General features: G+C 38.8%; 13 protein-coding genes. 10 read left to right on the top strand and 3 right to left on the bottom strand.

Going from position 1 to position 14,202, the window contains the following annotated elements; all coding sequences use genetic code 11:
- Positions 1-11 precede the first annotated feature (11 nt).
- Complete coding sequence (locus tag IGI49_RS23865; protein WP_429965149.1) at positions 12-404, top strand: hypothetical protein; 393 nt, start codon at positions 12-14, stop codon at positions 402-404.
- Positions 405-608: 204 nt separating this feature from the next.
- Here the strand turns inward: IGI49_RS23865 and IGI49_RS23870 are convergent, their stop codons facing one another.
- A complete protein-coding gene (locus IGI49_RS23870) occupies positions 609-1,022 on the bottom strand; it encodes a GFA family protein (RefSeq protein WP_207704524.1) in 414 nt (137 codons plus the stop codon).
- Between the two features lie 140 nt (positions 1,023-1,162).
- Here IGI49_RS23870 and IGI49_RS23875 point away from each other — a divergent pair, with 140 nt between their 5' ends.
- Both IGI49_RS23875 and IGI49_RS23880 read left to right on the top strand, forming a co-directional pair.
- Positions 1,163-1,810, top strand: a complete 648-nt coding sequence (locus IGI49_RS23875) for a TetR/AcrR family transcriptional regulator (RefSeq protein ID WP_429965148.1) — start codon at positions 1,163-1,165, stop codon at positions 1,808-1,810.
- Positions 1,807-2,430 carry a class I SAM-dependent methyltransferase gene (locus IGI49_RS23880; protein WP_429965147.1) on the top strand — a complete coding sequence of 208 codons (624 nt, stop codon included), beginning with the start codon at positions 1,807-1,809 and terminating at the stop codon, positions 2,428-2,430. The genes IGI49_RS23875 and IGI49_RS23880 overlap by 4 nt, the downstream gene beginning before the upstream one ends.
- Before the next feature lie 57 nt (positions 2,431-2,487).
- Here IGI49_RS23880 and IGI49_RS23885 read toward each other — a convergent pair whose 3' ends face one another.
- Positions 2,488-3,219, bottom strand: a complete 732-nt coding sequence (locus IGI49_RS23885; RefSeq protein WP_429965146.1) for a GntR family transcriptional regulator — start codon at positions 3,217-3,219, stop codon at positions 2,488-2,490.
- 195 nt (positions 3,220-3,414) lie between these two features.
- Between IGI49_RS23885 and IGI49_RS23890 the strand changes: the two genes are divergently transcribed.
- From IGI49_RS23890 to IGI49_RS23910, 5 genes are read left to right on the top strand one after another with little or no spacing between them, the layout of a single operon-like run.
- Complete coding sequence (locus IGI49_RS23890; protein ID WP_429965145.1) at positions 3,415-5,169, top strand: class I mannose-6-phosphate isomerase; 1,755 nt, start codon at positions 3,415-3,417, stop codon at positions 5,167-5,169.
- Positions 5,170-5,188: 19 nt separating this feature from the next.
- The gene (locus IGI49_RS23895) at positions 5,189-5,971 is read left to right on the top strand and encodes a glucose-6-phosphate isomerase family protein (RefSeq protein WP_429965144.1); all 783 of its coding nucleotides are present in this window, start codon (positions 5,189-5,191) and stop codon (positions 5,969-5,971) included.
- 15 nt (positions 5,972-5,986) lie between these two features.
- On the top strand, positions 5,987-7,645 hold the full coding sequence (locus tag IGI49_RS23900) for an alcohol dehydrogenase catalytic domain-containing protein (protein WP_429965143.1): 1,659 nt from the start codon (positions 5,987-5,989) through the stop codon (positions 7,643-7,645).
- 1 nt (position 7,646) lies between these two features.
- Entirely contained in the window at positions 7,647-8,765 is a 1,119-nt protein-coding gene (locus IGI49_RS23905; RefSeq protein WP_429965142.1) for a hypothetical protein, read from the top strand.
- A 35-nt stretch (positions 8,766-8,800) separates the two neighbouring features.
- Entirely contained in the window at positions 8,801-10,669 is a 1,869-nt protein-coding gene (locus IGI49_RS23910; protein ID WP_429965141.1) for a PTS fructose transporter subunit IIABC, read from the top strand.
- 37 nt (positions 10,670-10,706) lie between these two features.
- On the opposite strand, the gene IGI49_RS23915 is transcribed toward IGI49_RS23910, so the two are convergent.
- Complete coding sequence (locus IGI49_RS23915) at positions 10,707-11,075, bottom strand: nuclear transport factor 2 family protein (RefSeq protein WP_429965140.1); 369 nt, start codon at positions 11,073-11,075, stop codon at positions 10,707-10,709.
- Between the two features lie 367 nt (positions 11,076-11,442).
- Between IGI49_RS23915 and IGI49_RS23920 the strand changes: the two genes are divergently transcribed.
- Both IGI49_RS23920 and IGI49_RS23925 read left to right on the top strand, forming a co-directional pair.
- On the top strand, positions 11,443-12,303 hold the full coding sequence (locus tag IGI49_RS23920) for a PRD domain-containing protein (RefSeq protein WP_429965139.1): 861 nt from the start codon (positions 11,443-11,445) through the stop codon (positions 12,301-12,303).
- Between the two features lie 35 nt (positions 12,304-12,338).
- On the top strand, positions 12,339-14,183 hold the full coding sequence (locus IGI49_RS23925) for a beta-glucoside-specific PTS transporter subunit IIABC (RefSeq protein ID WP_429965138.1): 1,845 nt from the start codon (positions 12,339-12,341) through the stop codon (positions 14,181-14,183).
- The last annotated feature ends 19 nt before the right edge of the window (positions 14,184-14,202 follow it).

Here is a 14,202-nt window from a genome sequence, read left to right on the forward strand (position 1 = left end):
AGGAGAGACCCATGATTAATTTGTATGTTGGCAGTATTAGTCGCATTTTATCTAGTAGTCTTATTTTAAGTGCACTTGTATTTATTCTCTATACGCTAGGTCAAAAAGAAGTACAATGGAGCCGAACGTTTGCTGTGTTGTTTGTTTTAGGATTATTAATGTCGATTATGTCAGGCACTAGGGATGGCATTGGAACAGTCGGAGGTTTTCCTACGCAAGGGAAATTATTTGTTGTGCTATGTGGTTTGGGGATTTTAAGTTTTGTGGTAGGAATAGCCGCGTTGCTATCCAATTTTTTCGACACTACATTTGTTTTTAAATATGGCTCTTACTTATTGATGGTAGTGATTGTAATGAAAACATTTTTAGTCGAGGGCCATCGTCTTATGCAATATTTTTCGTGAAGAAATACCAAAACAAAAAATCTAAGAGAAACTATCAAAATCATTTTTTATTCGAGATAAGAGAACTTCTTAGGGTAGGTTAATTAATCAATAATCGATTGGATGGTTTATGGTTTGTTGGAAAAATCACTAAACCGGTCACAAAAAAACTCAGAGCTGCTTTTGAAATCTAGAAAAGCAACCCTGAGTTTTTCGTATTCATTTTTATTCTACTTCCTGCCACTGACTATCAAACTTTTTAGTTTCGTTGACAAATTCATAATAAGCAGGCTTGCGATCGTAAAAAACCTGTAGACCAAAAGTTGCATCAGCGATAATATCTGGAAATAATTCAGCATTCAAGCAATAATGATCTCGCTCCAAATGATGCCAGAAAAGATAGGTGCCGCAGGTAGAACAAAAAGCGCGCTCTACCTCTTCACTTGAGTGATAATAAGTGACTGATTCGGAATCAAGTTGCAGCTCCACATTGTCACTTTTCTCAGGATCTACTGCCATAACTGGACCCGCATTCATTTTTCGACACATATCACAATGACAACTGTAGACGAAATTTCCATACCGTTTAATTGTTATCTGATTCTTCTCACACAGACACGTTCCTTGAATATTTTCCATAAGCTACCTCCAACCATTTTCCTTTATTGTAGCATGAAAAGGCTCTTAATTTATTGAAACATTTATACATATATTTCATTATTATTGAATTATGCGATCTGATAGTGTATTGTTGGAAGTTAAGAGGGAGGTGTCAGGGTGTGAATAACAAACGAGGGATGATTATTGAAGCGGCTTTAAAGCTGTTTGGCCAAAGAGGTTTTTCAAAAGTAAGTATCAAACAAATTGCCCAGCAGGCTAATGTATCCCAAGTAACAATATACAATCATTTTGAAAATAAGGAGATATTGGTTGAGGAGATTGTCAATGGTTTGATGGGGAAAGTGATGAAGGCTGCTGATGAGGTTTACTCTTCTGAGCAGTCTTATGAAGGAAAGTTGACAGAGGTTTTTGAGCTATGTAACAGTGAAACAATGAAAGTAATCGAGCATTATTTTAGCTCGGAATCCTTAACTGACTACAACCTAAGGGAATTGATTTTTCAAGCTGTTAACACACAAAAAGAGGAAATCTACAATAAGTTTATTGATTTAGGGTATGCGCTTAAGGTTATTCCCAGCAAGATTAATAAACAATCCATATTATTTATGCTGCGGGCATTAAATTTCAGCGGCAAGACATTAGACATCGGCGAAGATGCAACGAAGTTGAGTCAGGATTTAGTTTACTTATTTCTTTACGGGATTATCGGTAAAGAAAAAGGGGGAATTCAAGATTTGTCTGGTGAAGAGGTTCTACAATTGCTAACGCAACAAGTAAAGTATGAATTAGAAAAAGGTGCCGAATGAAATATATCCTCTGGACTTTACTAGCTATCGTAGGAATAATCGTTTTTTTTAAGCATCTAATTAATCAATCAAAGCATCCGGCAGGGCTGATTGGCAAACTGATGATGAAAACGTGGAATCGCACATATTTTCCGATGATAAAGTGGGCTGTAAATAGTATCGAAAAAACCTCAGTTCTTCAAATTTTAGATGTGGGCATTGGAAATGGTCTTTCGTCAGAATACTTGTTTCAACAGTTTCCTAACAGTGAATTGCATGGCATTGATATCTCGGAAGAAGCGATTAGACAGGCTCGCAAAAGACTAGATCAAGGACAAGCAAATTTTCAGGTTTCGGGGATTGAGGACACTAATTTTGCCAGTGAACAGTTTGAACTGATTTGTGCCTTCCAAACTCATTTTCATTGGGAAAAGTTGACAGAGTCCTTTGACGAAATTGCACGCATTTTAAAACCGAAGGGTCACTTGTTATTGGCCTGTGAAACAAGTAAGATCAAAATCTATTTACCTGAACTAGTGGAGAAAGAAAGCTTTCAACAGTTTTTAGTAAAATCTAATTTGATGATTGCTGAAACTTCATCGTCTGGTGGTTTTGTCAGGTATGTGATTCACAAAAAATAACTCAAAATGAGTCAAGCACCTGCAACCAACTAAAAAAAGATTGTAGGTGCTCTTAATCTAGGAAAAATCAATATAGTATTTATACTGATTGCCAATATAGAAGCATTCGCTGTATTCTCTAAAATCATTTTCTTTTTGCTTGGTCATCCGAACTCGCTTCAAAATTGGCTGCGATTTATCCACCTTTAAAATGCTTTGAACTTCCCTTGAGGGTACAACAGCTTCAATATATTCCTTTTCCTGATTGATGATTACCCCGAAGTCTTTCAATAGTGCATAAAGAGAGCCATAATAGGCCTCATTCTGAGTAGGGTAATCATGATTGTAAGTAAAATAAGTAACAAAATAGGCAAATGGATCTCCAACTGTTCCTCGTACTCTTCGCAAAACCATAATTTTTTCATTTAGATCGACATTAAGGAATTTAGAAGTTTTTTTGTCAGCTTTTTCAATACTAATCGCTGCTTTTAACGTGACTGCGCTCTTTCCTAGTTCTTTCATCTCATTCGTGAAGCTCCGAACTAAAGTGAAATGTTCATCTTCCTCTTCAATCCAATCAAGAACAAAGGTACCTTTTGCTCGCTTACGATAAACTAGTTTTTCCCTGACCAATTCATCAATACTTTTTCTAATAGTAATTCTGCTTACGTGGTATAAATCACATAATTCAAGCTCGGGAGGGATTTTGTCCCCAGCCTTCCATTCTTCAGATAGTATTTTCATTCGTAAATCTTCAGCTATTTGAGAATAAAGCGGAATGGTATCAATGAATTTCTTTCCAGGTTCCAAGACGTTACCCTCCTAACGTTTTATTGTCATAACAATCCTATCATGATCTAGTTAAATTATCAAATCCAATGGAGTGTTGATTTGAAGGGGTTATTGTATTGTATTAAGAAAAATAGACATAAAACACTAATGACTTCTTAAGAAATACATTCTATACTCATATTGTAATGACAATGAGCTATGGAGGAAAATAATATGGTTGATTATCAATTGAAACCCGAAATAAAGGTATCGAACGGAAAAAAGGGCTTTAAAGGATATCCTGCAATTTCAGAAGAGCTAATGCGAGTCGTCAAAGCAAAAGGATTGGAAAAAACAATAGTAGCAGTAGAGTGTTACCCAGGTGTCAATTATCATGAGTTGACAACAGAATTCTTTCCTCATTTATTTCCGGCAAAAACGATTTTTGTAGATGATTATAGTTTTTCAGTAGAAGAGGTTCAAGCGAAAATTAAGGACTGTATTACTGATGATCGCGTATTCGGTGTTCTTTCTCATTATACGATCGATCAATTTTTCAAAGCAGAAAAAATTGTTGAAGCACAGAAGAAATTAGCAAGTTCTACAGGAGTGACCATTGTTTATGGAACAGGCACAACGATTGTCTGTCAACCGGATATTCTAATTTATGCGGATCTAACTCGTTGGGAAATTCAGAGTCGTTACCGTTACAATCAGTTGCCGAATTGGAAGAGTGCGAACGAAACTGAAGATGCGTTGCGAAAATTCAAGAGAGGATACTTCTTTGAGTGGCGAATGGCTGATCGACAGAAAAAGCAATTATTCGATCAGGTAGACTTCCTGTTAGATACCAATGAACAAAACCAGCCCAAAATGATTGATGGAACCTCTTACCGGCAAGCGATTGAGGAAACTGCTCATCGGCCCTTTCGTCTAGTTCCTTATTTTGATGCAAGTGTTTGGGGTGGTCAGTGGATGAAGGAACGTTTTGGTTTAGATTCGAATGAGGATAATTTTGGTTGGGCTTTTGATGGAGTACCAGAAGAAAATAGTATTTTATTAAACTTTAAAGGAATAAAAATTGAAGTTCCGGCGACTAACGTGGTATTTCGACATCCCAATGAACTATTAGGGGAAAAAGTTCACTGGCGATTTGGAACGGAATTCCCCATTCGTTTTGATTATTTAGATACGATGGGTGGCGGAAATTTAAGTTTGCAAGTTCATCCACTGGTTGAGTATGCGCAAGATAAATTTGGTATTCACTATACACAGGATGAAAGCTATTATATTTTAGAGTCAACGGAGCGATCCACTGTTTATTTAGGAGTGAAAACAGGAATCAAAAAGGCGGAGTTGATTGCTGATCTGAAAGAAGCAGCCAAAGGGAAAAAACGATTTTCAGATGAAAAATATATCAACGTCTTTCCAGTAAAGAAACACGACCATGTTTCAATTCCAGCTGGTACGATTCACTGCGGCGGTCCAGATACAATCGTTTTGGAAATCAGTGCTACACCTTATATTTTTACCTTCAAGCTTTGGGACTGGGGAAGAACTGGCCTAGATGGGGTGCCTCGACCAGTGCATATTGAACATGGTGAGCCAAACATTTTGTTGGAAAGAGATACTGAATTTGCGAACCAAGAGCTTATTGACCGTAATGAAGAGGTTCATGGGAATATTTCAACTCAATCAGGAGTGATTACTGAAAAAACTGGTCTGCACGGTTTAGAATTCATTGAAACACACCGACACTGGTTCAACGACTCCGCGGTTTTTACGACTCATGAAAGTGTAAATATGCTGAACTTAGTGGAGGGGAAAACTGCGGTAGTGGAAAGTATAGATCAAACCTTTGAAGCTTTTCCTGTCAGTTATGGTGAAACCTTTATTGTTCCTGAAAGTGTTAAAAATTATCGAATCACCAATATGGGAGACCAAAAGGAAAAAATTGCAGTGATTCAAGCGTTTGTCAGAAATCTATAATAATGGAGGTAAATAAACATTGGACAAATTTTATCCGGGATTTGATATTACAGTTAATGAAAAGAATTTGACTTTCAGCTATGGAGACACCGTATTTGGTCCAGCTGTTGAGCGTCGGAAATTAGAAGATATCCGGCAAAGCCTCCGGGATCCTGAAACAGATGGCCCGATAATTCCTTACGTCGTAGCCATGGATGTTGGTAAAAAGAAAGATCAGACAGACTTAAAGAACCGTTCTCTTCTATATGGGGCCATGATTTATTCAAAGGGGCGGTTTGGGGAAGAACCGGTGCGCAGCCAAGGACACATTCATGCTATTTCTCGATCCTGCAACTCTTCTACAGCAGAAGTATACGAGATATGGCAAGGGCAGGCAATTATCTATATGCAAGAAACGGCTCATGATAATCCGGGCAACTGTTATGCTGTCAAAGCTAAAGCAGGCGAAGTTATCATTGTACCTCCTGGCTGGGCCCATTATACGGTGAATGCAAATCCAGATCGTCTTATGGCTTTTGGTGCGTGGTGTATTCGTGATTATGCTTTTGACTACGAAGAGGTTCGCGCTCACGGGGGGCTGGCTTATTTTCCTATCTTGGACCGAGAAAACCATATCTCGTGGGAGGCTAATTCAAGCTACCAGGCGGCGCCCATCATTGAAAGAGCAGCTAGAGAATATTGTGAATTTGGTTTAGTAGCGGGTATTCCCATTTATACTCAATACGAACAGAATCCCGAATGCTTAAATTTTGTGACGCAACCTGAAATGGCTAAAAAACAATGGGAACAATTTGAACCCTAAAAGGAGAGATAGACGATGGCAAAGAATCAGACAAATACCTATTGGCCTTTTGGTGGAAAAGGATTGGCTTCTTTTGGTGTAAATGATCAGCTTTTAATTGAAGAGCTCCCTGTTCCTAAAGAGGATGAAGTTCTTGCGAGGGTTGATGCGTATACAATTTGTGCTTCTGATGTAAAAATGATTCATATGGGCAATGATTATCCTCTGTTTAAGGATCGGGATTTTACCAGTCAACCCGCTCGTTTAGGTCATGAATTAGCTTTGACAGTAGTGACAGCGGGGAAAAATAGGAGAAAGGAATGGTCGGTGGGGAAACGATTTGGGGTTCAGCCTGATGTCTACCTAAATGGAGATCGGTATTGCATCGGTGTGAATGTAAACGGTGGAATGGCTGAATATATTTTATTAGGGGCAGAAGTGTTTTCTTCTGACATGGGAAGCTGTGCTTTTCCAATAACCGGTGAATTTTCTGCCGCAGCGATTGCTCAAACTGAGCCTGTCGCCTGTGTTGAGGCAGCTTTTATTAATCACACAAGAAGCCATTATTTTGAAAATGACCGTATTTTTCTTTGGATTGATCCCAAAGCGGATAAAGTCTTTATGCTGGATTCTCTATATTCAGTCTCAACTATCCAAGTTTATGATCCAGCAGATCGCTTGCATCAAACTGTGATGTTACCAGAGTTGGTTTCCAGCGAGAAACTTTCAGAGATTCCGGAAGGATCGTTTGATGGAGTAATCGTAGTTGGTAATCCAACTAATAAAGAATTGACAGGGTTAACAGAGTTGCTGAACCCGAAAGGAATTTTTGCTTGGTTACCTGAGTATAAACCTGACCGCTATGCAGAGTTAGATATTGCCAAGGTTCATTACAACAAGCTCAATCTAGCCGCTAGTATGTCTGGCAAGCTTTCTGAGGCATTAAATCCACAAAAGTACCGCTACGATTATTCACCGGGTGGTACCTTGATTATTTCTGGTGGTGGTGGGGCAATGGGGAGAATTCATGTGATGCGAGCATTACAGCATGAGAATCCACCAAGTAAAATTATTGTGACTACCCGTAGCTCAGAACGACATGCTGCCTTGCATAGAACTTTTGACAGGCTGGCTAAAGAAAAAGATATTGAGCTGATTACTTTAGTAGTCGAGAAAGATTCATATAAAGAAAAAATGTGGGCAATCGTCGGAAATTCGGGGGCGTCGGATATCATTGTTTGCGCTCCAGGTGTTTCACCAATTGATAATGTAGTGGAATTTCTTGCTGAAAATGGATTAATTGTCTTATTTGCTGGTACTAGTTATGGTCATTTTGCCAAGCTGCCTTTAGGTATGGTTGCAACACAGGGGGTATCAATTACTGCCAGCAGTGGGTCTAGTGTAGCGGATCAAACTCGAGTCATCGAAAAGATGAGAAAAAAGCAGCTTGATCCTGATGTGAACATTGCAGCGATAGGAGGACTGAGTGCGGGAAAAGATGGAATCCTGGCGGTGAAAAATGGGATGTATTCTGGAAAAGTAATTATTTTCCCTCATCTTTTTCATCTTCCGTTAACTGCATTAGAAGATTTGGATAAAATTAGCCCCAGGTTAGCTGCTAAGGTTCAACATGAAGGCTGGTCTAAATCAGCCGAAGATTTATTAGCTGAGATTTGGCAGAAAGGAGAGAAATAGTTTGAAGAAACGAGTGGTTCATTTCGGGGGAGGAGCTCTTGGTAGAGGATTGGTTGTGCCTCTATTGGTTCAAAGTGGCTGCGAAGTTGTATTAGTAGATGTGGATGAAAAACTTTTATATGAAATAAAGGATCAGCATGGTTATTCGTTGCTGGTAACGGATGAAGAGACAAACCGGCAGCAGCAGTTTATTCCGGTAAAGGACGTAGTTTCCTCTCTGCTGGAACAAAAAAAACTGGCCACATATTTAAAGGAAGCTTCAGTTATTACAACGGCAGTACGTCGCGAGAACTTAATTCACGTAGTAAATACCTTAATCGGTTCCTTGGATGGTCAGCAGGAAAAACTAGTTATTTGTGCGGAAAATATTGAGAATGTGAATCATTATTTTAATGAATTACTTCATCAGGCTGCTAAGACTGAAGCTCAAAGAAAGGTTGCCAATAGCTTAGTCGTTCCCGATACGATTGTTGATCGTATCTGTTCATCGGACTGGCCGAGCAGCTTACAAATTAATACGGAAACTTTCCATGAGTTAGCAGTGGATCAATCCTTGGTACCAGAAACTCACCTTTCTTTGATTCCTGCGGTTGAAAATATTGATGCAGCATTTGCCCGCAAACGGCTGATGGTCAATACGTATGCAGATGCAGCTTCTTTTTTTGCTTTGGCAGCAGGCAAAAGCTATTTGCATGAGGCGGTAACGGATGAAACTATTCAGCAGCACTTGGCTCCCTATTTTGTCGGTTTTCGTAAATTGCTTGAGGAAAAGTATCAATATACGGCGGAAGAATTAGCTGATTGGCACCAGATTTATACTAAAAGGTTATCCAATCCTAAAATTAAACGGGAGCTTAACTCAGTAGCACGCAATCTTTGGGAAAAGATGACCTTAAAGGAACGGTTTATCTGGCCTTTGCTGGAATTACTAGATTTAAAAGTAGATGTTGCCGATAGCGTGAGAGTATTAATTGATTTAATAAAATGTAGTTCAAACGAAAGTGACCAGGTAATTCAGACAAAACTGAAGAAGTTATGGAGTACGGATGCCCGAGGAAGCGTACTTTATAAAATCGCTGAAGATTATTTAGCCGTCCCATCTTCAGAAGAAAACGAATAATCTTTTTTGAAGCCAAAAGGTCAGGAGGAACTTTTATGAGAATTTCTGAAATCCTTCCCCATTCAAACATTATTCTTTCCCAAACAGTTAAAAACAAACAGCAATTATTCGATGTTCTTACCGAAAAAATGGTAGAGATCGGAAAAATCAATGCCGATGACCAACTTGAATTTAAACGAACCTTGGAGGAAAGAGAAAAATTATCTACTACTGGGATAGGTGATGGGATTGCAATTCCCCATTCGCAAAACGATATAACCCAAGAACCTACAGTGCTGTTTTTACGGTCTTCTGAGCCGATTGAGTATGAAACCCTTGATGATCAACCAGTTCATTTAGTTTTTATGATTTCAGTTCCCCGGCAGTCAAATCAGCAGCATTTAAAGATTTTAGCTGAGTTATCCCGCTGGTTAATGGATACAACTTTTCAAAACGAACTAATGAAAGCGGAAACAGTCGATCAAGTGTTGTCAGTTATTCGAAAGAAAGAGAAACAAGGGGAGAGTGCCATGCAGGAAGAACAGAAAAAGGGTTATATTATTGGTGTAACAGCATGTCCTACTGGAATTGCCCATACTTATATGTCAGCAGAAAAATTAGAGAAGGCGGCTGTTGAGTTAGGATATGAAGTAAAGATCGAAACTAATGGATCAGTAGGTGTTGAAAATCAGTTGACGCTTGAGGATATTCAGCAAGCGGATGCAGTGGTCGTGGCTGCCGATACAAAAGTCGATACTGCTAGATTCTCTGGGAAAAAACTTTATAAAACCAGTGTTTCTAAAGGAATCAAAGAGCCAAAAGAAACAATTGAGAAGGCATTACATTCAGAGGTGTTCATCACGGATGCTCCAGCTAACAATGAAGCCAATAAGCAGAAATCAATTGGTTTTTATGGAGCATTAATGAATGGTGTATCTAACATGTTGCCGCTGGTCGTGGCTGGCGGTATACTTATTGCCATTTCTTTCTTCTGGGGAATTAATTCGGCTAGTCCGGACGATGCTTCTTATAATGTTGTTGCCGCATTGTTTAAACAGGTTGGGGATGGAGCGTTTGCTCTTTTTGTTCCAGTAATGGCAGGATATATTGCTTATGCTATCGCAGATCGTCCAGGGTTTGCACCTGGGATTGTAGGTGGATATCTTGCTAACAATGGCGGTAGTGGTTTTCTTGGTGCAATTCTAGCTGGATTTTTAGCTGGTTACACCATTCTATTGTTAAAGAAAGCCTTTAGTGGTTTGCCAAAGTCATTAGATGGTATCAAACCAGTATTACTGTATCCTTTGCTATCAGTATTTATCGTGGGAGTTATTACTGCTGCGGCTGTGAATCCGGTGATGGGGGAACTGAACACGTGGATTGTAACTGTGTTGGATAGTATTGGCACAGCTAACAAGATTGTTCTTGGTTTTGTTATCGGTGCGATGTTGGCAGCTGATTTAGGAGGTCCCATTAATAAAGCGGCTTATTTATTTAGTGTGGGGGCTTTAGCTACCGGAAATTATGAAGTAATGGCAGCAGCTATGTGCAGTGGAATGGTGCCTTCATTAGCTACTGCGCTTGCAGCAACTATTTCTAAGAAGAAATTTACTAAATCGCAGCATGAAGCGGCAAAGGCTAATTATGTATTAGGTCTGTCATTTATTGCTGAAGGTGCAATTCCTTTTGCAGCCAGCGATCCAGTACGTGTGTTGCCCGCTTTAATGATTGGTTCAGGAATAGCCGGGTCACTATCAATGATTTTTAATGTAACTTGTCCCGCTCCTCATGGTGGTATCTTCGTTTTACCCGTTGTTGGTAATCCCATTATGTTTATTGTAAGTTTGTTGATTGGAACTGTGGTTTCAGCTGGTTTGTTGTTGTTTTTGAAAAAAGAGCTAACTGAGGAAGAGTTAAGCATATAGATCGGATAAAGAGTAGGCGATGTCGCTTCCTCTTTATTTATCCCATAGAATCTAACTGCTTCTTAGAATCACAAAATATCTGCCAAACTTCAATTTGCTGCCCGCTAATCACTACTTTCCAGGCAGCTGGAAATTCCCAATAGCGTTCAGGATTGCCAAGGTAGGACCCGCTGGCTTTACCAAGAATAACTGCGAATTGATCATTGGCAAGGTAATCATCAATGGTGATCTGATAATCAGGAAACCATTGAAAATAACCGGGCCAACCAGCTTCCATGGCTTCCTTATTTTCACAACCGCCATAAGTGTCGATAAATTGAAAGTTTTCAGCCATCAGCTCATTTATTCGTGGAATGTTTTGTTGATTAATGGCTTGCACAAAAGCGTCTACAATTTTTTTGTTCATGGCCAGTTCTCCAGTCTTTTTCTTTTAGTATATACACAAATGTTGTGAAGGTAAACGTCTTACGCATGGTTGATTTATCGCTGTTCATACGTGAAAACTTTTTTATCTGCTAATCAAGAACGATTTATTCAAAATCAACAAGGGGGACGATACATTAATATCTCTATCCAAAATCTATCTTTTAAGAAAGCGTTGACATGTTTCGGGATATCGCTTACAATACGAGTGAGAAAACTGAAATCAGAGCAACGGTGGTAGTTGCTGTTTTGAGTATGTTACTGGTTACGCAGGCAGAACTCAAATTACCCAAGGATAAATACACTATCCTTAGGTAATTTGGGTTTTTTTGTTTGAAAGGAGGGAAAGCATGATTATCAGTCAAATTTTGAACAATAATGTAGCCATTGTAAAAAAAGGGAGCAATGACCAAACACGCGGAAATGAGGTCATTGTCTATTCAAAGGGGATTGCTTTTAGGCGCAAGGTCGGGGATATAATCGAGGAAAAGGAAATTCAAAAAACCTATGTTTTGGATTCCCATGATAAATTGGAACATTTCAGTTATTTACTTTCAAATACCCAGGAGGATTATCTTCAGATTGTGACGAAAACAATTGAATATGGTGAGAAAGTCATTCAAAAGAATATTTCCGATTACCTATATCTTGCATTGTTGGATCATATTGATTTTGCTATTAAACGTTTGAGAAAGAGCCAGATCATCAAGAGTCCACTTGATTGGGAAGTTCGAAAATTTTATCCAGATCACTATAAAATTGGACTTTATGCCGTTGATTTAATTGAAAAGGCCACTGGAATGGAATGTCCAAATGAAGAGGCTGTTTCCGTTGCTTTGCACTTTATCAACCTGCAAAGTCAAGGGGAAGAAGCAGATAGTATGATGAAAATGATGGAAGCAGTGCGGAATATTTTATCCATTATTAAGTATCATTATCGGCTAGATTTTGAAGAAGACAGCATTAATTATATTCGTTTAGTCACCCATTTACAGTACTTCATCGTTCGCATGTTTAAAGGAGAAGCACATTCGTCAAATGAAAGTGAGCTTAATCGGCAAATTCGCAAACTTTATCCTGAAGCGTATAATTGCGTGAATAAAATCCGGATTTATGTCAAGGATAGTTTTGAGAAAGATTTGTCTGAGGATGAAGAAGCCTATTTAATGCTTCATATTCAACGCGTCACTAAACGAGAAGAAGATAATTAATCAAGTAGTGTGAAAATCAGAAAAGAGGAATTCAGATGGAATATAAAGAATTTTGTGAGCAGCTGATTGAATTAGTCGGCGGTAAAGAAAATATTCAAAGTGTAACTAACTGTATGACTCGTTTGCGCTTCAAATTAAAGGATCGCGATGCGGCAAAAACAGAAGAGTTTAAGGAATTGACTGATGTCATTGATGTAGTATCCAACGAGGTAGCCTATCAAGTCATTATCGGCACACAAGTTCAAGAGATTCGTCCTGAAATGAATCAGATTTTAGGACTGACTGGAGAAAATAAGCAGTCAGAAACTGGAGAAAAAGAAAAATTCGTTACCATGGCTTTACGAGTTTTATCAGAATCGATGGGACCGATCTTAATCCCGATTATGGCAGCCGGATTGTTAGCCGGTATTTTATCACTAATTTCTTTGACCGGTCTGGTTTCAGCAGAAGATTCAACTTATATGATTTTAGATAGTATTCGTCAAGCGGTATTCTTTTTCTTACCGGTATTAATTGCAATTTCCTTTGCTCGCAATTTGGATGTGAATGAGTATTTAGCGGTAACAATTGCATTGACTTTACTGTCTGAAACAATCAATGGTGTAAAAGGATTGGATTTTCTTGGTTTAAAATTACCAGAGACCACCTACTCTAATTCATTCTTCCCAATCATTTTGAGTATTATCTTTATGAAATACGTCGGCAAAGCATTGGAAAAAGTCATGCCGAAAGCACTGCAATATTTCTTTAATCCGGTACTTATTCTAATTATTACGTTGCCAATTACTTTGATCTTGTTTGGCCCTTTAGGAACCTATATTGGTGAGGGCTTGAACTTTGTCTTTGATTTTGTCGGAAATACGTTTGGCAGTTGGAGTGTTGTCATGTTATATGCTGCGTTACAGCCATTCTTGATTACGATTGGTGCGGGAAACTTTATTATCCCAATCTTCATGAACTCTTATGCGACGTTAGGGTATGACCCAGTCTTTACCGTAGCTTGGATTATCTCTGATATCGCTGTATGTGGAGCGGTTCTGGGGTATTTCTTCCGGTCAAAAGACCAAAAACAAAAACAATTATTTGCGATAACTGCTTTCAGTGCTTTGATGGGTGTTACTGAACCGGCAATTTATGGAGTCTTCGTAAAATATCGTCGGCCTTATCTTGCTGTAATCATTGGTGGTGGACTTGGTGGACTATTTGCTGGGTTGATGAAAGTTATTGGTTATGCACCAGTTAGTCTGTTTGGTCTGGCATCATTTATCGGACAAAATAATTACCAAAATTTTTATATGATGATTGTTGCGGTCATCATCGGGTTTGTCGGAGCAAGTATTGCAGCATTTATTCTGGGCATCCCAAATGAGGAAAAAGTCAAAGAAAAATCAGCTGTCTCTGTTGAAACAAATGAAGAAGCCGTCACTAAATTGTTGGTCAAAGCACCAATAAAAGGAAAAAATGTCGTCTTAAGCAATGTAAATGACAAGGCATTTGCTTCCTCAGCACTAGGTAAAGGTTTAGGAATTGAACCAGAGGAAGATCTGATTTATGCACCAGTGAACGGGGAGGTCGTGAGTTTGTTTCCGACCAAACATGCCATTGGAATCAAAACCGAATATGGTGTAGAAATCTTGATTCATATTGGGATCAATACCGTAGAACTAGAGGGTAAGTATTTTGAATCCTTTGTAAAACAAGGAGATCAGGTCGCTGTTGGAGATCCGATCTTGCGAGCAGATATGGCAGGTATTAGAAGTGAGGGTTACGATCCAGTTGTTATCACCGTAATCACAAATACAGCAGATTATTTGGATGTTTTACCATCAAATGATAGTAGCTTGAGCAGCCAAGAAGATTGTCTGACTGTTGTCGTTTAGTAAACGAACATTGGAGGGG

Source organism: Enterococcus sp. AZ071 (assembly GCF_050499065.1).
Lineage (GTDB): Bacteria > Bacillota > Bacilli > Lactobacillales > Enterococcaceae > Enterococcus_A > Enterococcus_A ferrettii.

Excerpts from the sequence above, each read along its gene's own strand:
- IGI49_RS23865 (WP_429965149.1), top strand. The coding sequence starts at position 12 with ATGATTAATTTGTATGTTGGCAGTATTAGTCGCATTTTATCTAGTAGT.
- IGI49_RS23900 (WP_429965143.1), top strand. The coding sequence starts at position 5,987 with ATGGCAAAGAATCAGACAAATACCTATTGGCCTTTTGGTGGAAAAGGA.
- IGI49_RS23880 (WP_429965147.1), top strand. The coding sequence starts at position 1,807 with ATGAAATATATCCTCTGGACTTTACTAGCTATCGTAGGAATAATCGTT.
- IGI49_RS23870 (WP_207704524.1), bottom strand. The coding sequence starts at position 1,022 with ATGGAAAATATTCAAGGAACGTGTCTGTGTGAGAAGAATCAGATAACA.
- IGI49_RS23925 (WP_429965138.1), top strand. The coding sequence starts at position 12,339 with ATGGAATATAAAGAATTTTGTGAGCAGCTGATTGAATTAGTCGGCGGT.
- IGI49_RS23910 (WP_429965141.1), top strand. The coding sequence starts at position 8,801 with ATGAGAATTTCTGAAATCCTTCCCCATTCAAACATTATTCTTTCCCAA.
- IGI49_RS23890 (WP_429965145.1), top strand. The coding sequence starts at position 3,415 with ATGGTTGATTATCAATTGAAACCCGAAATAAAGGTATCGAACGGAAAA.
- IGI49_RS23920 (WP_429965139.1), top strand. The coding sequence starts at position 11,443 with ATGATTATCAGTCAAATTTTGAACAATAATGTAGCCATTGTAAAAAAA.
- IGI49_RS23915 (WP_429965140.1), bottom strand. The coding sequence starts at position 11,075 with ATGAACAAAAAAATTGTAGACGCTTTTGTGCAAGCCATTAATCAACAA.